At 69.6% G+C, this 20,576-nt stretch carries 21 protein-coding genes and 1 pseudogene; 20 read left to right on the top strand and 2 right to left on the bottom strand.

All coding sequences use genetic code 11. From position 1 onward, the window contains the following. Position 1 precedes the first annotated feature (1 nt). From EPA64_RS05445 to EPA64_RS05430, 4 genes are read left to right on the top strand one after another with little or no spacing between them, the layout of a single operon-like run. Positions 2-952 carry an ABC transporter permease gene (locus EPA64_RS05445; protein ID WP_134725239.1) on the top strand — a complete coding sequence of 317 codons (951 nt, stop codon included), beginning with the start codon at positions 2-4 and terminating at the stop codon, positions 950-952. Continuing rightward, a complete protein-coding gene (locus tag EPA64_RS05440) occupies positions 949-1,797 on the top strand; it encodes an ABC transporter permease (protein WP_134725238.1) in 849 nt (282 codons plus the stop codon). Before EPA64_RS05445 ends, EPA64_RS05440 begins: the two co-directional genes overlap by 4 nt. Position 1,798: 1 nt before the next feature. After that, positions 1,799-3,625: an ABC transporter ATP-binding protein gene (locus tag EPA64_RS05435; protein ID WP_134725237.1), complete on the top strand. Its 1,827-nt coding sequence runs from the start codon at positions 1,799-1,801 to the stop codon at positions 3,623-3,625. A 31-nt stretch (positions 3,626-3,656) separates the two neighbouring features. Beyond that, on the top strand, positions 3,657-4,049 hold the full coding sequence (locus tag EPA64_RS05430) for a RidA family protein (protein WP_134725236.1): 393 nt from the start codon (positions 3,657-3,659) through the stop codon (positions 4,047-4,049). A 147-nt stretch (positions 4,050-4,196) separates the two neighbouring features. Here EPA64_RS05430 and EPA64_RS05425 read toward each other — a convergent pair whose 3' ends face one another. Beyond that, on the bottom strand, positions 4,197-4,607 hold the full coding sequence (locus tag EPA64_RS05425; protein WP_134725235.1) for a CocE/NonD family hydrolase C-terminal non-catalytic domain-containing protein: 411 nt from the start codon (positions 4,605-4,607) through the stop codon (positions 4,197-4,199). 152 nt (positions 4,608-4,759) lie between these two features. On the opposite strand from EPA64_RS05425, the gene EPA64_RS05420 reads away from it, so the two are divergent. From EPA64_RS05420 to EPA64_RS05390, 7 genes are all read left to right on the top strand, one after another. Then, positions 4,760-4,849, top strand: coding sequence for a potassium-transporting ATPase subunit F (locus EPA64_RS05420; protein ID WP_134725234.1), 90 nt, complete (start codon positions 4,760-4,762; stop codon positions 4,847-4,849). Position 4,850: 1 nt separating this feature from the next. Beyond that, positions 4,851-6,536, top strand: coding sequence for a potassium-transporting ATPase subunit KdpA (kdpA, locus tag EPA64_RS05415; RefSeq protein WP_134725233.1), 1,686 nt, complete (start codon positions 4,851-4,853; stop codon positions 6,534-6,536). A 7-nt stretch (positions 6,537-6,543) separates the two neighbouring features. Then, a complete protein-coding gene (gene kdpB / locus EPA64_RS05410; RefSeq protein WP_134725232.1) occupies positions 6,544-8,583 on the top strand; it encodes a potassium-transporting ATPase subunit KdpB in 2,040 nt (679 codons plus the stop codon). 8 nt (positions 8,584-8,591) lie between these two features. Further along, a complete protein-coding gene (gene kdpC / locus EPA64_RS05405) occupies positions 8,592-9,146 on the top strand; it encodes a potassium-transporting ATPase subunit KdpC (protein ID WP_134725231.1) in 555 nt (184 codons plus the stop codon). An 8-nt stretch (positions 9,147-9,154) separates the two neighbouring features. Next, a complete protein-coding gene (locus tag EPA64_RS05400; RefSeq protein ID WP_134725230.1) occupies positions 9,155-11,881 on the top strand; it encodes a sensor histidine kinase in 2,727 nt (908 codons plus the stop codon). Then, complete coding sequence (locus tag EPA64_RS05395) at positions 11,874-12,572, top strand: response regulator (protein ID WP_134725229.1); 699 nt, start codon at positions 11,874-11,876, stop codon at positions 12,570-12,572. Before EPA64_RS05400 ends, EPA64_RS05395 begins: the two co-directional genes overlap by 8 nt. A gap of 259 nt (positions 12,573-12,831) precedes the next feature. Next, positions 12,832-13,260 (top strand): META domain-containing protein, encoded by a 429-nt coding sequence (locus EPA64_RS05390; protein ID WP_134725228.1) that lies wholly within the window; start codon positions 12,832-12,834, stop codon positions 13,258-13,260. Between the two features lie 109 nt (positions 13,261-13,369). Here EPA64_RS05390 and EPA64_RS17000 read toward each other — a convergent pair whose 3' ends face one another. Further along, entirely contained in the window at positions 13,370-13,504 is a 135-nt protein-coding gene (locus EPA64_RS17000; RefSeq protein ID WP_342773352.1) for a Hint domain-containing protein, read from the bottom strand. Positions 13,505-13,774: 270 nt separating this feature from the next. Between EPA64_RS17000 and EPA64_RS05380 the strand changes: the two genes are divergently transcribed. The 9 genes and pseudogenes from EPA64_RS05380 (at position 13,775) to EPA64_RS05340 (ending at position 20,568) form a co-directional block, all read left to right on the top strand. Then, on the top strand, positions 13,775-14,131 hold the full coding sequence (locus EPA64_RS05380; protein WP_134725227.1) for a permease: 357 nt from the start codon (positions 13,775-13,777) through the stop codon (positions 14,129-14,131). Beyond that, positions 14,082-15,422: a DNA-packaging protein gene (locus EPA64_RS05375; RefSeq protein ID WP_134725226.1), complete on the top strand. Its 1,341-nt coding sequence runs from the start codon at positions 14,082-14,084 to the stop codon at positions 15,420-15,422. Before EPA64_RS05380 ends, EPA64_RS05375 begins: the two co-directional genes overlap by 50 nt. A 118-nt stretch (positions 15,423-15,540) precedes the next feature. Then, a complete protein-coding gene (locus EPA64_RS05370; protein ID WP_246026619.1) occupies positions 15,541-16,800 on the top strand; it encodes a phage portal protein in 1,260 nt (419 codons plus the stop codon). 4 nt (positions 16,801-16,804) lie between these two features. Then, on the top strand, positions 16,805-17,038 hold the full coding sequence (locus EPA64_RS05365; protein ID WP_112872717.1) for a GTA head formation protein, RCAP_rcc01685 family: 234 nt from the start codon (positions 16,805-16,807) through the stop codon (positions 17,036-17,038). A gap of 2 nt (positions 17,039-17,040) precedes the next feature. After that, the gene (locus EPA64_RS05360) at positions 17,041-17,604 is read left to right on the top strand and encodes an HK97 family phage prohead protease (protein ID WP_246026618.1); all 564 of its coding nucleotides are present in this window, start codon (positions 17,041-17,043) and stop codon (positions 17,602-17,604) included. A 157-nt stretch (positions 17,605-17,761) separates the two neighbouring features. Beyond that, positions 17,762-18,946 carry a phage major capsid protein gene (locus EPA64_RS05355; protein ID WP_181953501.1) on the top strand — a complete coding sequence of 395 codons (1,185 nt, stop codon included), beginning with the start codon at positions 17,762-17,764 and terminating at the stop codon, positions 18,944-18,946. Positions 18,947-19,183: 237 nt separating this feature from the next. Continuing rightward, a pseudogene (locus EPA64_RS17060) lies at positions 19,184-19,750 on the top strand (head-tail connector protein); the annotation flags it as partial. A gap of 48 nt (positions 19,751-19,798) precedes the next feature. Then, positions 19,799-20,137 (top strand): head-tail adaptor protein, encoded by a 339-nt coding sequence (locus EPA64_RS17055; protein ID WP_134725469.1) that lies wholly within the window; start codon positions 19,799-19,801, stop codon positions 20,135-20,137. After that, complete coding sequence (locus EPA64_RS05340) at positions 20,134-20,568, top strand: DUF3168 domain-containing protein (protein WP_134725225.1); 435 nt, start codon at positions 20,134-20,136, stop codon at positions 20,566-20,568. The genes EPA64_RS17055 and EPA64_RS05340 overlap by 4 nt, the downstream gene beginning before the upstream one ends. The last annotated feature ends 8 nt before the right edge of the window (positions 20,569-20,576 follow it).

Genomic DNA, 20,576 nt, shown 5'->3' with positions numbered 1-20,576 from the left:
AATGAACCGGGTCATCCGCGCCTTTCTCAGACGCCTGATGGGCATGATTGTTGTGCTGCTGATCGTGGCAACGCTGGTCTTCATCATCGTCCGGGTGACGCCGGGCGACCCGGCCGCAGTGATGCTGGGCAGCGATGCGACGCCCGAGGACATCGCGCAGCTGCGCGAAAAGATGGGCCTCAACGCGCCGCTGATCGTGCAGTACGGGCAGTTCATGGCCGGACTGCTGCGCGGTGACCTGGGCCAGTCGATCTTTCTGGACCAGTCGGTCGGGCAGGCGCTGCTGTCGCGCGCCGAGCCCACCTTCTTCCTGACGCTGTTCTCGATCCTGATCGCCACCGTCATCGCGCTGCCGGTCGGGATCCTGTCCGCGGTGCGACGGGGTTCCGGCTTCGACCAGCTCGTGGTGACGGTGACGATGGTGGCGGCCAGCGTGCCCAGCTTCTGGCTGGGGCTGATCCTGATCCAGGTCTTCGCCGTGCAGCTTGGCTGGTTTCCGGCCTCGGGCTATGGGGGGCCGGACACCCCCTTCCTGTACCGGCTGACTCACCTGGTCCTGCCGGCGGTGACGCTGGGGATTGTCAATTCGGCGCTGATCACCCGTTTCACCCGGGCCGCCATGCTGGACGTGCTGGGCGATGACTATGTCCGCACCGCCCGCGCCAAGGGTGCGTCCGAAAGGCGCGTGGTGCTGAAGCACGCCTTCCGCAACGCCATGGTGCCGATCATCACCGTCATCGGCCTGTCGGTGGCGATGCTGGTCGCGGGCGCGGTGGTGACGGAAACCGTCTTCGGCCTGCCGGGCGTGGGCAACCTTGTCGTCTCGGCGGTGTTGCGGCGGGATTACCCGGTGATCCAGGGCGCGCTTCTTGTGGTCGCGGCCATCTATGTGCTGATCAACTTCATCGTCGACATGCTGTACGTCGCCGCCGATCCCCGGGTGAGGATATGACTCCTTTCAATCTCTTCTCGGGCCTGCGCCCGCTGCTGCGCAGCCGCGCCGTGATCGTCGGCCTGGTGATCCTGGCCATCGTCCTGCTGGCCGCCATCCTGGCGCCCCTGCTGGCGCCCCATGCCCCGAACAAGCTGTCGATCGTGAACAAGCTGCAGCCGCCCTCGGCCGCGCATCTGTTCGGGACCGACGAATTCGGCCGCGATATCCTGTCGCGGGCGATGTATGCGGGGCGGATCTCGCTGCTGGTCAGCCTGGGGGTCGTGGCGCTGTCAACGGTGCTGGGGGTGATCCTCGGCGTGGCGGCGGGCTTCTTTCCGCGCCTCGACACGCCGATCTCGCGGCTGCTGGATGCCATGATGTCCTTTCCCGACATCCTGCTGGCGATCGCGCTGGTCGCGGCACTGGGTCCGTCCCTGATCACGGTCATCATCGCGCTGGGGATCACCTATGCCCCGCGACTGGCGCGGATCGTGCGCGGATCGACGCTTGTTCTGCGCGAGATGCCCTATATCGAGGCCGCGCTGACCCTCGGCCTGCCGCTTTGGCGGGTTCTGACGCGCCATGTGCTGCTGAACCTTGCCTCGCCGATCCTTGTGCAGGCCACCTTCGTCTTCGCCTCGGCGATGCTGGCCGAGGCAAGCCTGTCCTTTCTTGGCGTCGGCGTTTCAGCCGACATGCCGACCTGGGGGACGATGCTGGCGTCGGGGCGGGAATACATCAACAACGCGCCCTGGCTGATGGTCTTTCCCGGTCTTGCCATCGTGTTTTCGGTTCTGTCGCTGCAGCTTCTGGGCGACGGGCTGCGCGATCTGGCCGATCCCCGGCTGTCGAAGGAACGCTAGAATGAACGCTCGGCAACACGCTGTCCTGAAGGCCGGGACCAGCCAATCCCCCGTCCTGGAAGTCGAGAAGCTGACGACGTCGTTCCGAACCTCCGCGGGATGGCGTCCGGTGATCCGCGACATCAGCTTCCATGTGGACATCGGCGAGACCGTGGCCATCGTCGGTGAATCCGGTTCCGGTAAAAGCGTCACGGCGCTGTCCGCCATGCGGCTGCTGCCGCGTGACCGGGCGCGCGTCGAAGGCCGCATCATGCTTGAGGGTCGTGATCTCCTGACCCTGGGCGAAGCCGAGATGCGCAGCATCCGCGGCGGCCGGATCGGCATGATCTTCCAGGAACCGATGACCTCGCTGAACCCGGTGTTCACGATCGGCAACCAGCTGGCCGAGGCGCTGGTCCTGCACAGGGATCTGTCATGGAGCGCCGCCGAGGCCGAGGCCCTGCGCCTGATGGACCGGGTCCGCATCCCCGCCGCGAAATCCCGCCTGCATGAATATCCCCACAAGTTTTCCGGCGGAATGCGCCAGCGGGTGATGATCGCGATGGCGCTGGCTTGCCGTCCCAAGCTGCTGATCGCGGATGAGCCGACAACTGCCCTGGACGTGACGATCCAGGCGGAGATCCTGCATCTGATCCGTGAACTGCAGCGCGAACAGGACATGGCGGTCCTGTTCATCACGCACGACATGGGCGTCGTGGCAGAGGTGGCTGACCGCACCGTGGTCATGTTCCGTGGCGACATGGTGGAAACAGGCGCGACGGATGTGCTGTTTGCCCAGCCTGCCAAGCCCTACACGCGGATGTTGCTGGCTTCGATCCCGCAACTGGGGACGATGGGCGCGTCCCGGGGCCCGCGCCGATTTCCCGAGGTGGATCCTGCCACGGGCGTGCCCGGCGAAGGCAGGGAAATGCCCCCGGCCAGGGCAGCGGGGGCGCCGGTGGTCGAGGTCTCGAACCTGTCGATCCGGTTCAATCTGCCGCACGGCCGGGTGCATGCGGTCGAGGATGTCTCGTTTTCCATCATGCCCGGCGAGACATTGGCGCTTGTCGGTGAGTCGGGCTGCGGAAAATCCACCACCGGACGCGCGATCATGCGCCTGCAGGACCCCAGTGCCGGCAGCATCAGCATAGGGGGGCGCGACATCGCGCATATGAAGGCGCGGGACTTGCGTGGGCTGAGGCGTTCGGCGCAGATGATCTTCCAGGACCCCTTCGCCTCTCTCAACCCGCGCATCACCGTGGGCAGCGCCATAGCCGAGCCGATGCTGGTGCATGGGGTGCGGGAAAAGCGCGCCATACGGGACCGCGTGACGGAGCTGCTGGAACAGGTCGGGCTGTCCCCCGACATGGTCAGCCGCTATCCGCATGAATTTTCCGGCGGGCAGCGGCAGCGCATTTCGATCGCGCGGGCGCTCGCGTTGGAGCCGCAGCTGATCGTCGCGGACGAGGCGGTTTCGGCCCTGGATGTCTCGGTCAAGGCACAGGTCTCGAACCTGCTGATGGATCTGCAGGCTGAGAAAGGACTGGCCTATCTGTTCATCAGCCATGACATGTCCGTGGTCGAACGCATCAGCCACCGCGTCGCCGTCATGTATTTCGGCGAGATCGTCGAAATCGGGCCGCGTGCCGCCGTGTTCGGCAACCCCCGGCATCCTTATACCCGCCGTCTGATCTCGGCGGTGCCGATCCCGGACCCGGCCCGGCGCGGCACCAGGATTCCCGCCCCGGCCTCCGAGGAGGCCCGCAGCCCCATCCGGCCGCTGGACTATGTGGCGCCGAAACGGCGCTACCAGGAGGTCTCGCCCGGGCATCTTGTTCAGCTGGCCTGAACCTTCCTGTCAACATCGAAAGGACATCAGCATGACCATTACCCGACATGGCGTCGGCACCGGCCGGGGCTCGGGGCAAAAAGCCTTGCCCTTTGCCAAGGCCACCGAAGCTGACGGCTGGTTGTATGTCTCCGGCCAGACTCCGATGCGCGATGGCGAGGTGGTGGGCCAGGGCATCGTCGAGCAGTCCCGCATCGCCATCGAGAACATGCTGCAGATCGTCCGCGACGCCGGTTACGGCCCCGAGGACATCATGCGCGTTGGCGTGTGGCTGGACGATGCGCGCGATTTCTGGAGCTTCAATGCTGTCTTTGAAGATTACTTCAGGGACAATCCGCCTGCCCGTGCTTGCGTGCAGTCCTCGATGGTCGTCGACTGCAAGGTCGAGGTCGACTGCATCGCTTATCGCAAGCCGCGCATTTAGCGCCAGACGCGGTATCCGGCTCAAATCCTGCGCCTGCTGTCGTCACTGGCTGTCCCCCCGCCTGGGAAGGGCGGTGGGACAGACGCGCGCCTGCAGCTTTCTGACCTGTTCGACCCCGGCTGCTGTTCAGCCCTGTGGTGCAGCAAGTCAGTCGATCCTCATCAATTCAAGGTGCGTGCCGGCGCCCAGATGAACTGTGTTCGTCGCCACACGCGACCGGCGCGAGGTTCCCTCGGCTTCGCCAGTGTCGGGATTGATGTCGAACTTGGGGACGTTCGAGGACGAGATGTCCAGCCTGATCCGGTGGCCCCGTTTGAACAGATTTGCCGTCGCGAACGGCTGGATCGTGATTTCGAACGGACCTTCGCCGGCCTCGACCAGTCGCGGCTTGTCCCATCCGTCGCGGTAGCGAACGCGGAAGATGCCATCCGACAGGTTCAGCGCATAGCGCCATAGCCCGCGAAGGGGCACCCCGCCGAGGGGGCGCATCCGGCAGCGGCCTGCGCCGCTCGCCCCGCGGACCTTTACGCCCGCTTTACGCCCCGGGCCGCCTTTCATATCGCCGCTTTACGCGGTCCCCGCCCATGCTCCGCCCATCCGAACCAAGGAGCATGGGATGCTGTCCGACATTGTTTTCATTCTGGGCGGGCTGGCGGTTTTCCTGCTGGCCGGCCTCGCCGTGCGTGGCGCCGACCGGCTGTGAGGGCGCGATGACCATCGAACTTATCCTGGGCGGCGGCCTCGCGGCCGTGCTGCTCGTCTATTTCCTGTTCGCGCTTCTCGCGCCGGAGCGGTTCTGACATGGCCGCGGATCTGATCTTCTTCGCGCTGTTCCTGGCGGGGCTGACCCTGATGGGAATGGCGCTCGGTCCTTACATGGCGCGAGTCTTCACCGGCAGGGTCCGGTGGCTCGCCCCCGTCGAGGCGGCGCTTTACCGCGCGGCAGGCGTCACCGGCCAGGGGCAGCGCTGGACCGGCTATGCGGCGGCGGTGCTGGCCTTCAACGCAGCGGGCTTCCTGCTGCTCTATCTGATCCTGCGGCTGCAGGGGTTCCTGCCCTTCAACCCGCAGGGCTTCGGCGCGATGGGCGAGGCCCAGGCCTTCAACACCGCCGTCAGCTTCATGACCAACACCAACTGGCAGAGCTATGGCGGCGAAACCACTGTCAGCCATTTCAGCCAGATGGCCGGGCTGACCGTGCAGAACTTCGTCTCGGCCGCCACGGGGATCGCGGTGGCGGTCGCGGTGGTGCGGGGCCTGGCCGCGCGTTCGGTCGCGGATCTGGGCAACTTCTGGGTCGATCTGACGCGGGCCACGCTTTATCTGCTGCTGCCCGGCGCGATCCTCATTACGCTGGTGCTGGTCTGGCAGGGGATGCCGCAGACGCTGGCGGCGGGCGTGACGGCCACCACGCTGGAAGGCGCGCAGCAGGTCATCGCCCAGGGGCCGGTCGCATCCCAGGCGGCGATCAAGATGCTGGGCACCAACGGCGGCGGCTTCTTCAACGCCAATGCCTCGCATCCCTATGAGAACGCGACCGCGCTGACGAACCTGGTGCAGATTTACGCGATCCTGGTCATCCCCGCGGCCTTCCCGTTCTTCTTCGGCCGCATGGTCGGCGACCGCCGGCAGGGCTGGGCGATCTTCGCCGCGATGAGCGTGATGTTCGTGGGCGTCCTTCTGGCCGCCTATTTCACCGAAGGTTCGGGCAACCCGCTGCACGCGGGCCTGACCGAACCCGGCGTCAGCATGGAGGGCAAGGAGACGCGCTTCGGCCTGGCGCAGACCGTTCTGTTCGTGGTGGCGACCACCGTCGCCTCCTGCGGGGCGGTGAACGCGATGCATGACAGCCTGATGGCGCTTGGCGGCATGATCCCGCTGTTCAACATGCTGCTGGGCGAGATCATCTATGGCGGCGTCGGCGCGGGCTTCTACGGCATGGTGCTGTATGTGGTGCTGACGGTCTTCATCGCCGGGCTGATGGTGGGGCGCACCCCCGAATGGCTGGGCAAGAAGATCGAGGCGCGCGAGATGAAGCTGGCGGCCCTGACGCTGCTGGTCATGCCGCTGGGCGTGCTGGTGCTGTCGGCCCTGTCGATCCTGACCGGCAACGCGCAGACGGCGGTGCAGGACGCGGGCCCCCACGGGCTGACCGAACTGATCTATGCCTATACCTCGGGGACGGCCAACAACGGCTCGGCCTTCGCGGGCTTCGGGGCCAACACGACCTGGCACAACACCATGATCGGGCTGGCGATGCTGATCGGCCGCTGGGGCTACATCGTCCCGGTGCTGGCCATCGCGGGCGGCCTTGCGGCCAAGCCGCGCGCGCCCGCCACGGCGGGCACCTTCCCGACCCACGGCGCCGCCTTCACCCTGCTGCTTGTCGCCACGATCCTGATCGTCGGCGCGCTGACCTTCCTTCCTGTCCTGGCCCTTGGCCCGATCGCCGAGCATGTCTCGATCGCGGCCGGGCAGGCGTTCTGAGGCCCTCATGTCCAAGCATCCAAGAACCGAGATCGGGCTGTTCGCGCCCGAGATCGTCCGGCCCGCGATCCGCGCGGCCTTTGCCAAGCTCGACCCGCGCAGGCTGGCGCGCAACCCGGTGATCTTCGCGACCGCCTTGGTGGCGGGGGTCACGACGCTGCTGGTGCTGCTGCGCTGGGGCCAGGCGGGCAGCGCCGTGTCGCTGCAGATCGCGCTGTGGCTCTGGGCCACGGTGCTGTTTGCCAACTTCGCCGAGGCCGTGGCCGAAGGGCGCGGCAAGGCCCGCGCCGACGCCTTCCGCGCCACCCGGTCCGACGCCAGGGCCAGGGTGCTGCTGGACCCCGCCCGCCGCGACCTGTTCGAACTGCAGGATGTGGACCAGCTTGACCTGGGCGAGGTGATCCTGGTCGAGGCGGGCGACATCGTGCCCACCGACGGCGAGGTGATCGAGGGCGTGGCCTCGGTCGATGAAAGCGCCATCACCGGGGAATCCGCGCCGGTGATCCGGGAATCGGGCGGCGACCGTTCGTCCGTGACGGGGGGCACGCGGCTGGTCAGCGACTGGCTGGTGGTGCGCGTGACCGCGAAGCCGGGCGAGACCTTCCTCGACCGCATGATCTCGCTGGTCGAGGGCGCCAAGCGCGCCAAGACCCCCAACGAGATCGCGCTGGACATCCTGCTGGCGGGGCTGAGCCTCGTGTTCCTGCTGGTGGTGGCGACGCTGCCGGTCTTCGCGGGCTGGTCGGGCACGCAGATCCCGGTGGTCTGGCTGGCGGCGCTGTTCGTGACGCTGATCCCGACCACCATCGGGGGCCTGCTGTCGGCCATCGGCATCGCGGGCATGGACCGGCTGGTCAAGGCCAACGTCATCGCCAAGTCGGGCCGGGCGGTCGAGGCGGCGGGCGACATCGACGTGCTGCTCTTGGACAAGACCGGCACCATCACCTTCGGCAACCGCATGGCCGACGCCTTCCTGCCCGTCCCCGGCGTGACGGAACGCGAGGTGGCCGAGGCCGCCTTCATCAGCAGCCTGGCCGACGACACGCCCGAGGGGAAATCCACCGTCGATCTGGCCGTCCGCACCTTCGGCTTCGCCGAGGGCAACCGGCGCGGGGGGGCGCGCTTCGTCCCCTTCACCGCGCAGACGCGGATGTCGGGCGTGGACCTGGCGGACGGGCGGCAGTTCCGCAAGGGCGCGGCGGACGCCATGGCGCGCTGCTTTCCGGGCGAGGGCGCGGCGGCGGCCGAGCCGATCGTGCGCCAGATCGCCATGGGGGGCGGCACGCCCCTGGTGGTCGCCCGCGACGGGCAGGTGCTGGGAGTCATCCACCTCAAGGACGTGGTCAAGCCCGGCATCCGCGACCGCTTCGCCGAATTGCGCCGCATGGGCATCCGCACGGTGATGATCACCGGCGACAATCCCCTGACCGCCGCCGCCATCGCCGCCGAAGCCGGGGTGGACGACTTCCTGGCCGAGGCCACGCCCGAGCGGAAGCTCGACTATATCCGCGGCGAGCAGGCGCAGGGGCGGCTGGTCGCCATGTGCGGGGACGGGTCGAACGACGCCCCCGCGCTGGCGCAGGCCGACGTGGGCGTCGCCATGAACTCGGGCACGCCGGCGGCCAAGGAGGCGGGCAACCTCGTGGACCTCGACAGCGACCCGACCAAGCTGATCGAGATCGTGATGGTGGGCAAGCAGCTGCTGATCTCGCGCGGGGCGCTGACGACCTTCAGCATCGCAAACGACGTGGCCAAGTATTTCGCCATCCTGCCCGCGCTGTTCGTGGCGGCCTATCCGGGCCTTGGCGTTCTGGACGTGATGGGGCTGGGCACCCCGCAATCGGCGATCCTGTCGGCCATCATCTTCAACGCGCTGGTGATCGTGGCGCTGATCCCGCTGGCGCTGAAGGGGGTGCGCTACCGCCCCGCCTCGGCCGGGGCGCTGCTGTCGCGCAACCTTCTGGTCTACGGCTTGGGCGGCCTTGTCGCCCCGTTCATCGGCATCAAGCTGATCGACATGATCGTCGATCTGGCCCATCTGGCATGAGGTTTCCCATGATCCCGCAACTCCGCCCCGCGCTGGTGATGGCGGGGGCCTTCACGGCCCTCTTGGGGCTGGCCTATCCGCTGGCCATGACAGGGATCGCCCAGGTGGCGATGCCGCGCCAGGCCGACGGCTCTCTGGTCAGCCGTGAGGGCACGGTGGTCGGCTCGGCCCTGATCGGGCAGTCCTTCACCCGGCCCGAATACCTGCACCCCCGCCCCTCGGCGACGGATCCGGCCTACAATGCGGGCGCGTCCACCGGCTCGAACCTGGGGCCCTCCTCGGCCACGCTGCTGGCGCAGGTGCGGGAGCGTGCCGACGCCTTCGGCTCCGCGCCGGTTCCGTCCGAGATGGCGACCGCCTCGGGGTCCGGGCTTGACCCGCACATCACGCTGGACGCCGCGCTCCGGCAGGTGGACCGCATCGCGGCCGCGCGGGGCATCCCGGCGGCAGCCGTGAAGGACGCGATCCTGAAGGCGGCCACCGGGCCGGCCTTCGGCTTCGTGGGCGAGCCGGTCGTGAACGTCCTTGGCGCCAATCTCGCGCTGGATGCCTTGAAAGGCTAGAAAGGCCCATGACCGAGGACGCGCGCCCCGACCCCGAACGCTTCCTGGCCGAGGCCAAGGCCGAAGCCAGCGGCGCCGTGCCGGGGTGCGGACGGCTCAAGATCTTCCTGGGCGCGGCGCCCGGCGTGGGCAAGACCTATGCCATGCTGGAGGAAGCGGCCGCCCGCGCCCGCGCCGGGACCGACGTCGTGGTGGGGTTGGCCGAAACCCACGGCCGGCAGGAAACCGCGGCGCTTCTGGCGCATCTCGACCAGATCCCCCGCCGGGTCGTCACCTATCGCGGGCGCCAGCTGACCGAGATGGATCTGGACGCGCTGCTGGCGCGCCGCCCGCGGCTGGCGCTGATCGACGAGCTGGCCCATACCAACGTGCCCGGCAGCCGGCACCCGAAGCGCTGGCAGGACGTCGAGGAGGTGCTGGCCGCCGGCATCGACGTCTATTCGACGCTGAACATCCAGCATATCGAGAGCCTCAACGACCTTGTGGCCCGGATCACCGGGGTCCGCGTGCAGGAAACCGTGCCCGACACGGTCCTGCAGAGGGCCGACGAGATCAAGCTGATCGACCTGCCGCCCGAGGACCTGATCCAGCGGATGCGCGAGGGCAAGGTCTACATGCCCGCCGAGGCGGGACGCGCGCTCGGCAACTTCTTTTCCCGGCCCAACCTGACCGCGCTGCGCGAACTGGCCCTGCGCACCGCCGCCAGCCGCGTCGATGCCGAGATGGTGGCGCTGCGGCAGGGGACTGGGCGGGTGACGGGTCGGGGGGCCTCGCAGGACCGGCTGATGGTCTGCCTCGACGATCCGGCAACCGCCAAGGGGCTGGTCCGGGCCGGCCGCCGCATGACCGACCGCGCCCGCATCCCCTGGGTGGTGGCGACGGTCGTGACGCCCGCCATCGAGGCGCGCGGCCCTTCGGCGGCGGGGGCCATGACCGACGCGCTGCAACTGGCCGAGCGCCTGGGCGCCGTGACCCGCACGCTGCGGGCCGAGGGCGACGTGGCCGGCGCCTTCCTGGAGGCCGCGCGGGCGCTGGACGTGACGCGGCTGATCCTGGGGCGCGCCGCGCCGGGCGGCGGGCGGGCGCGGCTTGCGGCGCTGCTGCGCCCGACGCCGTCCCAGCAGCTGCTGGCCCGCGCCCACGGGGTCGAGGTCACCATCCTCGACCCCGCCGCCAACGGCGCGGCGCCCCTGCCCCCTGCGCCCGCCAGGCCGTGGTGGCGCGCAAAGGGCGGGCGCGACCGGCTGCGCCTGCTGGTCCAGCCCGCCTTGGCAACCGCCGCGGCCACGCTGATCGCCTGGCCCCTTTGGCATGTCCTGCCCGATGCCTCGATGGCGGTGATCTACCTGGTCGGCGTGCTGGCCGTGGCAATGCGGCGCGGGACCGCCAGCGCCATCGTCGCCAGCTTCCTGGGCTTTCTCGCCTACAACTACTTCTTCACCGCACCTTTCTTCTCGCTACGGGTGTCGGCCGAGGAATCCTTTGTCGCGCTGATGGTCTTCACCGTCTCGGCGCTGTTTACCGGCAGCCTGGCGGGGCGGCTGAAGCGGCAGGTCGAGTTCATGCGCGCCACCCAGGCGCGGACCGAGACGCTTTACGACTTCGCCCGCAAGATCGCCTCGGCCACGACCACCGACGACGTGCTCTGGGCCGCCGCCGCCCATATCGCGCATACGGTGGAATGCCATTCGCTGATCCTGATGCCGGGGGACGGGGGCGCGCTTCAGCAGGTGCAGGGCTTTCCGTCGATCGAGGAGCGCCTCGATCCCCCCTCGCAGGCCGCGGCGCTGTGGGCCTATCAGAAGAACCGGCCGGCGGGCCGGGACACCGACACGCTGCCCGCGGCGGACTGGATGTTCCTGCCGCTGGCCACGCAGGGCGCGCCCATGGGGGCGGTGGGGCTGCGCTTTCTCGATCCCTCGCGCCGGCTCGACCCCGAGACGCGCCGCCTGCTGGCGGCGGTCGAGGACCAGATCGCGGTCGCGGTGGAACGCATCGCCGTTGAAAGCGACCTGGAGCGGGCGCGGCTGGTGTCCGAGACCGAAAAGCTGCGCGCGGCCCTTCTGAACAGCGTCAGCCACGACCTGCGCACGCCGCTTGTCACCGTGATCGGTGCCTTGTCGGCGGTGGCCGACGGCGCGCTGACCCCCGCGCAGAACCGCGAACTGGTGGCCGAGGCGCTGGACGAGGCGCGCAGGCTCGACCGCTTCGTCGGCAACCTTCTGGGCATGACCCGCCTGGGGCATGGCGCCCTTGTGCCGCGCCGCGAGACGGTCGAGGCGGCCGAGCTGATCGGCCGCGCCCGCGCCGACCTGTCGCGCGTGCTGGCCCCCTTCCGCGTCGAGGCAAGGGTCGCGCCGGGCACGCCGCCCGTCTTCGCCGACCCGGTGCTGATCGGCCAGTCGCTGGCCAACCTGCTGGAGAACGCCACCAAATACGCCCCCGAGGGCAGCACCATCCGCATCACCGCCGAACCCGTCGCGGACGGCGTGGCGCTGACCGTGGCCGACGAAGGCCCCGGCATCCCCGAGGCGGAACGCGGCCGGGTGTTCGACATCTTCCACCGCGCCGTGCAGGGGGACGGACAGCCCGCCGGGACCGGGCTTGGCCTTGCCATCGTCAAGGGCATGGTGGAAGCCAACGAGGGAAGCGTCGCCGCCATCGACCCGCCGGGCGGGCTGGGCGCGGCGATCCGCATGATCCTGCCCGCCGCCCCCGAGGACGCCGATGCCTGACCCTTCCGCGCCCCTGCGCCTTCTGGTGATCGAGGACGAGGCCCCGATCCGCCGCTTCCTGCGCATCGTGCTGGAAGGCGCGGGCCACGCCATGGAGGAGGCCGCGCGCGGGCGCGAGGGGATCGAGCGCGCGGCGACCGGCGCCCCTTCGGCGGTGGTGCTGGACCTCGGCCTGCCGGACATGGACGGCAAGGCGGTGATCGCCGCCATCCGCGAATGGTCCGACGTGCCCATCGTGGTCGTCTCGGTGCGCTCGGCCGAGGCCGAGATCGTCGCGGCGCTGGACGCGGGCGCCGACGACTATGTCACCAAGCCCTTCGCCCCCGCCGAGCTGCTGGCCCGCCTGCGCGCCCTGGTCCGCCGCCGGGGAACGGACGAGACCTCGCCCGTCATCCGCGCCGGCGATCTTTGCCTGGACATGGCCGGGCGGATGGTGACGCTGGCCGGCAGGCCGGTGCGCCTGACCCGGAAGGAGTTCGACGTGCTGGCGATTCTGGTCCGCAAGTCGGGCCGCCTTCTGACGCACGAGGAACTGCTGCGCACCGTCTGGGGACCGGCGCACCTCGGCGACAGCCACTATCTGCGGATTGCCGTGGGGCATCTGCGCGAAAAGCTGGGCGACGACGCGGCCGCGCCGCGGATGATCTTCACCGAACCGGGGATCGGCTATCGCTTCGCCTCGGCCGAGTGAGGTCATGCAGATGAATACTTCTCAACGAACCTGCCGATAGGCTTGCATGAGCATGGGCTTTCTTGACGTGTCGGGGCATCGCGCGTCCTTGAGAGGGAAGAGACCTGTTGCAGGCGCAGATTGCAAAAAGTGATCCGGCACCCTCGCTGTGATGGCGGCATCGCAAGGGAGGAAGATAGGCGGCTCGCCGTAACTTGATTTGTGTTCCCGAGTCATTGCCCTCATCGAGGCCGCTGGAAATGCACAAGGATTAACAGGTATGTATCGATCGATTTCCGCCTTTGCCATCGCCTCTTCCTTTCTGCTTGCTGGCTGCATTGCAGATGAGTCCCAATTGCCTGGCCAAGGAGCATCCGAAACCCGACTTCAGGAAGGAGAGTGGACGGTTGTGAGTATCGGAGGCCAGAACGTTGTTGCAGGATCGCCTGCGACGTTGCTGTTCAGTGCAGATGGTCAAGTGTCCGGAAATGCAAGCTGCAACCGTTTGATCGCAAGCTATACCGTCCGCGGCAGCGAAATCAGCATCACCCCGGGTGGAACGACAATGATGATGTGCCCGCCCGAACTGATGGAACAGGAGCGGCAGATGATGGAACTTTTGGAAGCCGTTGATACATATCGCATCGACGAAAGTGGCGCACTTGTTCTTGGTCGGGAGTCCGGAAAGCAGATCATCGCACGCCCTTGATGATCGGCGGGGAATCTTGTTCCTTGCACCTGCTCTTGATATCAGCAGAAGGTCCAGTGTTCTGGCATAATGGCAAGTGGGCGACGCTCAAGAACTTTGAGCGGAGCAGCTATTTGGCCGCAACCAGCACCTCGTTCGTGCCGAACATCCTGTGTGCGGTCTTCGGCCGCACCGGGACGCGATGCTGGCGCGAGACGCGCAGATCCCGGGAGGGCGCATCAGCGCCCAGCCCCCATCGCCGCATGCGATCCCCGGGGGATGCCCGGGCACCAAAGACGGGGGGTGTTGCGGGTGGGGCGGTGGGGTGTTGCCGTGGTTAAGATACTGATAGTGAACGTATAAAATCAGAAAAATCGCCAGGCACCCGGCGTTGCGGATTGACTTTGCGAACGGTCCGGGATACACATTGGACATGCTGGGAGAGGTGGGCAAGCGGCCGGGTCGGTGAGACCGCGGGCCGCTTTTTTCGTCTCTCGCTCGTGCGGACAGGCACCGAGGGGCAGGGCATCACAACATGGACATGAGTTTCGATCCGGGGCCGGACGCCCCGGAGGGGCCGTTCACGCCGGACGCGCCCCGGCGCACGCCGGTCGTCGATCTGTCGGAGGGGCTGTTTCACGCCTATGCCGACGATCTGGAACAGGCCCGCAAGAAGGTTCTGGCGGGCGAATTCGGTCAGGTGAAGGACAGCGCGAAACTGGCGCGCGACCTGCGGGACGCGGCGCAGCTGGTGCTTGAGGAAAGGAACAAGGTTGACAAGCTTCGCAAGGATGTTGCCGGGACCGTCGGAGAGGCCAGCCTCGACCTTGCCGCGGCACGAGATGAGATCGGGCGCCGCCTGGCTTGCCTGCGCCGAGCCGGCGGAGGTTGACGGGTTCCTGGGGGGCCTGGGCGCGAACGCGCTGGCCAGCCTGCCGTGGCTTTTCGAGTTCTGGGCGCTGCCGCACCAGCTGCCCCCCGAGGGCGACTGGAAGTCGTGGGTCATCATGGGCGGGCGCGGCGCGGGCAAGACCCGCGCCGGCTCCGAGTGGGTGCGCGCGCAGGTCGAGGGGGCGACCCCGCTTGCGGCCGGGCGCGCGCGCCGGGTGGCGCTGGTGGCCGAGACGTTCGATCAGGGGCGGGACGTGATGGTGATGGGGGATTCGGGCATCCTCGCCTGTTCGCCCCCGGACCGGCGGCCGGTGTGGGAGGCGGGGCGGCGGCGGCTGGTCTGGCCCAACGGGGCGACCGCGACCGTCTTTTCGGCGCATGAGCCCGAGGCGCTGCGCGGGCCGCAGTTCGACGCGGCGTGGGCGGACGAGCTGGCCAAGTGGAAGAAAGCCGAGGAGACGTGGGACATGCTGCAGTTCGCGCTGCGGCTGGGCGAGCATCCGCAGCAGGTGGTGACGACGACGCCGCGCAACGTGGGGGTGCTGAAGGCGATCCTGCGGAATGCCTCGACGGTCGTCACCCATGCGCCGACGGATGCGAACCGGGCCTATCTGGCCGAAAGCTTCCTCGCCGAGGTGGCGGCGCGCTATGCCGGGACGCGGCTGGGCCGGCAGGAGCTGGAGGGCGTGCTGCTGGAGGATGTCGAGGGCGCGCTGTGGACGACGGCGATGCTGGAGGGCTGCCGCGTCGAGGCGGCGCCGGTGCTGGACCGCGTGGTGGTGGCGGTGGACCCGGCGGTGACGGGCGGGGCTGCCAGCGACGAATGCGGGATCGTGGTCGCGGGGGTGGTCTGTCAAGGGCCGCCGCAGGACTGGCGCGCCTATGTGCTGGAGGATGCGACGGTGCGCGGCGGGCCGACCGACTGGGCGCGCGCCGCCATTGCCGCCATGCAGCGCCACGGGGCCGAGCGGCTGGTGGCCGAGGTGAACCAGGGCGGCGATCTGGTGGAAAGCGTGATCCGGCAGGTGGACCCGCTGGTGCCGTTCCGGGCGCTGCGCGCCGGGCGCGGCAAGGGGCTGCGCGCCGAGCCGGTCGCCGCCCTTTACGAGCAGGGGCGGGTCAGGCACCTGCGCGGGCTGGGCGCGCTGGAGGACCAGATGTGCCGGATGACGGTCGGCGGGTTCGAGGGGCGCGGGTCGCCCGACCGGCTGGACGCGCTGGTCTGGGCCATCCACGAGCTGATGATCGAGCCGGCGGGGCACTACATGCGGCCGCAGGTGCGGGGCTTGTGAGGGCGGACCGGGGCTCTGCCCCGGACCCCGGAGTATTTCGACAAGAAGAAGCTTCGCGAGACGCACGGCTCGTCCCATCGGGGCGGGCCATTTTTCGTGGCTGGGCAGGGAGGCTCGCATGGCGATGCGGTGGTTCGGGCGGCAGGCGCCGCAGCAGGGAGAACGGGGCGCGAAGGCCGGCGGCGCGGCGCTGGCGGTGGCGCAGGTCGCCCCGGTTTCGGCGCGCGTCGAGGCCAAGGCCAGCGCGGCCGGCAAGGTCGCGGCGCTGGCGCAGGGGTTCGCCCTGCAGGGCATCGGCCGCGCGGCGGCGGGGCCGCGCGATCCGGCCGGGCTGACGCGCGGCGGGTTCGTGGGCAATCCGGTCGGCTTTCGCGCCGTCAGGCTGGTGGCGGAGGCGGCGGCGGCGGTGCCGCTGGTCTGCCAGGACGCCGAGCGGCGATACGAGGTGCATCCGGTGCTGGAGCTGATGCGCCGGCCCAACCCCGGCCAGGGCCGCGCCGAGCTGTTCGAGGCGTTGTTCGGGCAGCTGCTGCTGAGCGGCAACGCCTATCTGGAGGCGGTCGGGGGCGAGGACGGGTTGCCCGACGAGCTGCACGTCCTGCGGTCGGACCGGGTGACAGTGGTTCCGGGCGCGGACGGGTGGCCGGTCGCCTATGACTATGCCGTTGCCGGGCGCAAGCACCGGTTCGACATGACGGGCAGCCCCGATCCGGTCTGCCACATCAAGGCGTTCCATCCGATGGACGACCATTATGGCCTGTCGCCGATGCAGGCGGCGGCGGTGGCGATCGATGTCCACAACAGCGCCAGCGCGTGGTCGCGGGCGCTGCTGGACAATGCGGCCCGGCCGTCGGGCGCGATCATCTATCGCGGCGCGGACGGGCAGGGGGTGCTGTCGGCGGATCAATACGACCGGCTGGTCAGCGAGATGGAGAGCCATCACCAGGGCGCGCGCAACGCCGGGCGGCCGATGCTGCTGGAGGGCGGGCTGGACTGGAAGCCGATGGGGTTTTCCCCCAGCGACATGGAGTTCCACGAGACCAAGCTGGCCGCGGCGCGCGAGATCGCGATGGCGTTCGGCGTGCCGCCGATGCTGATCGGGATCACCGGCGACGCGACCTATGCCAACTATGCCGAGGCGCACCGGGCATTCTATCGCCTGACGGTGCTGCCGCTGGTGACGCGGGTGGCGGCGTCCGTCGCCTGGTGGCTGAGCGAGCATCTGGGCGCCGAGGTGGACCTGCGCCCCGACCTGGACGCGATCCCGGCGCTGGCCGAAGAGCGCGACCAGCACTGGGCGCGGGTCGGCGCGGCAAGCTTCCTCAGCGACGCGGAAAAGCGGGTCGCGCTGGGCCTGCCGCCGCTGGCGGAGGGGTGAGGCGATGGAGGGGTCGAAGTTCATCGACCGCCCCTTTGTCTGGCACGAGCAGCGGCTGGAGGCGCAGGAGCGCATCATGGCGCTGCAGTTCGGGCAGGTGGACCGGCGGCTGGAGCGGATCGAGTCGCTGATCGAGGGGCTGGAGAAGCGCCTGTGGATGACGGTCTATGGCGTGGTCGCCGTGATCCTGACCCAGGCGGTGCAGTCGATTTTGCAGTTCGCGCCGAAGGGGGGCTGAGGATGCGCAGTGACGATCTGGGGCTGGAGATGAAGTTCGCGGGCGGCGCCCCGGTGCTGACCGAGGGGTCGGTGCTGGAAGGCTATGCGAGCCTGTTCGGCGTGACCGACCAGGGCGGGGACATGGTGGCGCCGGGGGCCTATGCCGCCAGCCTGTCGCGGCTGGCTGCGCGCGGCGACAAGGTGCGGATGCTGTGGCAGCACGATCCGACCCGGCCCATCGGCGTCTGGGACGAGATCCGCGAGGACGCCAAGGGCCTGTGGGTCCGCGGCCGCCTGCTGCCCGAGGTGGCGCAGGCGCGCGAGGCGGCGGCGCTGGTCGCGGCGGGCGCCATCGAGGGGCTGTCGATCGGCTATCGCACCATCGCCGCCGAGCGCGAGGCCAAGGGCCGGCGGGTGCTGACCGAGATCGAGCTGTGGGAGGTGTCGCTGGTGACATTCCCCATGCTGGCCGAGGCGAAGGTCGGGCGGAAGTCCGGCGACCGCGACGACGACGCGGCCGAAAGCGAGGCGGGCGCCGTGGCGGCGGTGCTGCGCGCGGCCGCGGCGGCGCTGCGCGCGGGCTGAGGCACCACGGGCCGCGGGGATCGCCCCCGAGGCCCGGCAGGAATGCGGCGCGGGGTTGGCGGACCCGTGCCGACACGGGGGGACACGCGCGCAAGCGCAACGGTCGCCCCGGCCAGGCAAGCGACTGGCGACGCCGATACCGACAAGGAGAACGGCTATGACCGAGGCAAACGCCGCGGACACCAAGTCTGCGGGCGGCGGCGACACGCCCGCCGCATTGAAGGGCGCGATGGCCGAGTTCGTCAGCGAACTGGGCCGTTTCCGCGCGACCGTCGAAACCAAACTGCAAGCACAGGACAAACGCATGACCATGCTGGACCGCAAGACCGCCTTCCGCGTCCGTTCGCCGCTGGCGACCGGGGCCGAGATCGAGGCCCCCCATCAAAAGGCCATCGCCGCCTATCTGCGCCGCGGCGACGACAGCGGGCTGCGGACGCTGGCGCTGGAGGAGAAGGGCCTGGCCTCGACCACCGACGGCGCCTATCTGGCGGGGCCGACGATTTCCGAGGGCGTGCAGGCCGTGCTGCGCGGGACCGGGTCGCTGCGGGCGATCGCCAATGTCGTGCAGGTCGAAAGCGCCAGTTTTGACGTGCTGATGGACAAGACCGACATCGGCAGCGGCTGGGCCAACGAGGTGGCCGCCGCCGCGGAGACCGACAGCCCGCAGATCGAGAAGATCTCGATTCCGCTGCACGAGCTGGCGGCGATGCCCAAGGCGACGCAGCGCCTGCTGGACGACGCGTCGTTCGACCTGGAAGGCTGGCTGGCCGAGCGCATCGCCGAGAGGTTCGCGCGGGCCGAGGCCAACGCGTTCCTGCTGGGCAACGGGATCGAGAAGCCCCGCGGCCTGCTGGCGCATCCGTCGGGGCCCAACGCCACCGCGGCCGATTCGGTGATCGGCATCATCAACTCGGGGGCGGCGGGGGACTTCCCGCCCTCGGCGCCGGCGAACGCGCTGATCGACCTGGTCTATGCCCTGGCCGCGCCCTATCGCGCGAACGCGACCTTTGTGATGAACAGCCGCGTGGCGGGCATGGTGCGCAAGCTGCGTGACGGGGACGGCCGCTATCTGTGGGCGGATTCGCTGACCGGCGGAGAGCCGGCGCGGCTGCTGGGCTATCCGGTGCTGATCTGCGAGGACATGCCGAACCCGTCCAACCAGTCCAAGTCGATCGCCTTCGGCGATTTCCGCAAGGGGTATACCATCGCCGAACGGTCCGAGCTGCGCATCCTGCGCGACCCGTTCTCGGCCAAGCCGCATGTGCTGTTCTATGCCAGCAAGCGCATCGGCGGCTCGGTGGTGGACGCCCGCGCGATCAAGCTGCTGAGCTTGGCCGTCTGATCGGTTCGGGTCGGACGGCCGGGGCGAAGGGGGGCCGCGTGGGCGGCGCGCCGGCCAGCACAGCCACTGTCCGCGCGGGCGGTCGGCGTGGCGCGGGCGCGGCCCCCCGACCGGGCGGCGACCGCCATCGACGTAAACGCAAGCAGACTGCGGGCGGGGCACCGGCCCCCGCCCGCGGCGTGGTGCCGCGCGCCTGGGCGATGAACGCGCGGCGCGGATGAACGGGGAGGTTTCAGGATGTTGCTTGTCGAGGAAACGGCGCCGGCGCAGGGCGCATTGCCCGTCGCCGCGCTGCGGACCCATCTGCGCCTGGGTTCGGGGTTCGACCTGATCGAGGACGCGACCGAGGATGCGGCGCTGGCGGGGTTCCTGCGCGCCGCCATCGCAACGGTCGAGGCGCGCACCGGCAAGGTGCTGTTGACGCGGGTCTTTCGGCTGCGGCTGGAGGATTGGCGCGATCCGGCCGGGCAGCCGCTGCCGCTGGCCCCGGCGCTGGCCGTCGAGTCGGTCGAGATGGAGGACGGGGCCGGGGTCGTCGCGGCCGTGCCGCCCGCGGCCTATCGGCTGGTGCCCGACAGCCAGCGGCCGGTGCTGATGCCGGTCGGGCCGAGCCTGCCGGCGGTGCCGATGCACGGGTTCGTCACGGTGCGGTTCAGCGCCGGGTTCGGGAGCGCCTGGGCGCAGGTGCCGCCCGATCTGGCGCAGGCGGTGATGATGCTGGCCGCCCGATACTATGAGGATCGGGGGTTCAACGGCACGACCCTGGCGCTGCCGCACGGGGTCAGTGCGCTGATCGAGAAATGGCGCGCGGTGCGCACCATCGGCGGGGCGCGCGCGCCGGGGCGGCTGGGCATGACCGCGCCGCGGCCGACCGTGCCGCTGCGGCTGGAAAGCGCCGGGCGGGTGGACGACGGGATGGGCGGATACCGCCTGGACTGGCGGCCGCTGGGCATCGTTTACGCACAGATGCGCGCGGGGCCGGGGTCCGAACGGGCCGGCGAGGTCGGGGCGCGCAGCGTCGTGTCATGGCGCATCACCCTGCGTGCCGCCCCCGATGGCGATCCGCGCCGCCCCCGGCCGGAACAGCGGCTGCGGATGGGCAACCGGGTGTTCCGCATCGAGGCCGTGGCCGAGGCGGACGCCGCCGGGCTGTGGCTGACCTGCATGGCAACAGAGGAGAGGCTGGCATGAGCTATGAGGCCGGGGCCGCGCTGCAGATCGCGGTCTATCAGGCGCTGCGGACCGATCCGGCGCTGGCCGCGCTGATCGGCGACGCGGTGTTCGACGCGATGCCGGTGACGGCGCCCAGCGGCACCTATGTCGCGCTGGGCGCCGAGGACGTGGCCGACGCGGGCGACATGACCGGGCGGGGCACGCGGCATGATTTCGTTGTCTCGGTCCTGTCGGGGGCCGACGAGGGCGGCGGCGGCTTCGCCGACGTCAAGGCGGCGGCGGGGGCGGTGGCCCGCGCGCTGGAGGATGGCGCGGTGGCGCTGGAACACGGCCGGCTGGCCGGGCTGTGGTTCGTCAGCGCACGCGCGCGGCGGGTCGAAAGCGGCGCGGGTCGCCGCGTGGACATGACGTTCCGCGCGCGCATCGACCTGGGCCTGAACGTGGCATGAGAAAGGGC

The sequence above is a fragment of the Paracoccus luteus genome, assembly GCF_004522155.1.
GTDB classification, from domain to species: Bacteria; Pseudomonadota; Alphaproteobacteria; order Rhodobacterales; family Rhodobacteraceae; genus Paracoccus; species Paracoccus luteus.
The sequence above is the reverse complement of the archived record's forward strand: the minus strand, read 5'-3'. Positions and strand labels throughout refer to the sequence as shown.

What these genes read in the sequence shown, in the direction of transcription:
- EPA64_RS05400 (WP_134725230.1), top strand. Translation starts at nt 9,155, where the DNA reads ATGACCGAGGACGCGCGCCCCGACCCCGAACGCTTCCTGGCCGAGGCC.
- EPA64_RS05355 (WP_181953501.1), top strand. Translation starts at nt 17,762, where the DNA reads ATGACCGAGGCAAACGCCGCGGACACCAAGTCTGCGGGCGGCGGCGAC.
- EPA64_RS05365 (WP_112872717.1), top strand. Translation starts at nt 16,805, where the DNA reads ATGGAGGGGTCGAAGTTCATCGACCGCCCCTTTGTCTGGCACGAGCAG.
- EPA64_RS05360 (WP_246026618.1), top strand. Translation starts at nt 17,041, where the DNA reads ATGCGCAGTGACGATCTGGGGCTGGAGATGAAGTTCGCGGGCGGCGCC.
- EPA64_RS05445 (WP_134725239.1), top strand. Translation starts at nt 2, where the DNA reads ATGAACCGGGTCATCCGCGCCTTTCTCAGACGCCTGATGGGCATGATT.
- kdpA (WP_134725233.1), top strand. Translation starts at nt 4,851, where the DNA reads ATGGCCGCGGATCTGATCTTCTTCGCGCTGTTCCTGGCGGGGCTGACC.
- EPA64_RS17055 (WP_134725469.1), top strand. Translation starts at nt 19,799, where the DNA reads ATGACCGCGCCGCGGCCGACCGTGCCGCTGCGGCTGGAAAGCGCCGGG.
- EPA64_RS05375 (WP_134725226.1), top strand. Translation starts at nt 14,082, where the DNA reads ATGAGATCGGGCGCCGCCTGGCTTGCCTGCGCCGAGCCGGCGGAGGTT.
- EPA64_RS05440 (WP_134725238.1), top strand. Translation starts at nt 949, where the DNA reads ATGACTCCTTTCAATCTCTTCTCGGGCCTGCGCCCGCTGCTGCGCAGC.
- EPA64_RS05380 (WP_134725227.1), top strand. Translation starts at nt 13,775, where the DNA reads ATGGACATGAGTTTCGATCCGGGGCCGGACGCCCCGGAGGGGCCGTTC.
- EPA64_RS05395 (WP_134725229.1), top strand. Translation starts at nt 11,874, where the DNA reads ATGCCTGACCCTTCCGCGCCCCTGCGCCTTCTGGTGATCGAGGACGAG.
- EPA64_RS17000 (WP_342773352.1), bottom strand. Translation starts at nt 13,504, where the DNA reads ATGCGGCGATGGGGGCTGGGCGCTGATGCGCCCTCCCGGGATCTGCGC.
- kdpB (WP_134725232.1), top strand. Translation starts at nt 6,544, where the DNA reads ATGTCCAAGCATCCAAGAACCGAGATCGGGCTGTTCGCGCCCGAGATC.
- EPA64_RS05420 (WP_134725234.1), top strand. Translation starts at nt 4,760, where the DNA reads ATGACCATCGAACTTATCCTGGGCGGCGGCCTCGCGGCCGTGCTGCTC.
- EPA64_RS05425 (WP_134725235.1), bottom strand. Translation starts at nt 4,607, where the DNA reads ATGAAAGGCGGCCCGGGGCGTAAAGCGGGCGTAAAGGTCCGCGGGGCG.
- kdpC (WP_134725231.1), top strand. Translation starts at nt 8,592, where the DNA reads ATGATCCCGCAACTCCGCCCCGCGCTGGTGATGGCGGGGGCCTTCACG.
- EPA64_RS05435 (WP_134725237.1), top strand. Translation starts at nt 1,799, where the DNA reads ATGAACGCTCGGCAACACGCTGTCCTGAAGGCCGGGACCAGCCAATCC.
- EPA64_RS05390 (WP_134725228.1), top strand. Translation starts at nt 12,832, where the DNA reads ATGTATCGATCGATTTCCGCCTTTGCCATCGCCTCTTCCTTTCTGCTT.
- EPA64_RS05370 (WP_246026619.1), top strand. Translation starts at nt 15,541, where the DNA reads ATGGCGATGCGGTGGTTCGGGCGGCAGGCGCCGCAGCAGGGAGAACGG.
- EPA64_RS05340 (WP_134725225.1), top strand. Translation starts at nt 20,134, where the DNA reads ATGAGCTATGAGGCCGGGGCCGCGCTGCAGATCGCGGTCTATCAGGCG.
- EPA64_RS05430 (WP_134725236.1), top strand. Translation starts at nt 3,657, where the DNA reads ATGACCATTACCCGACATGGCGTCGGCACCGGCCGGGGCTCGGGGCAA.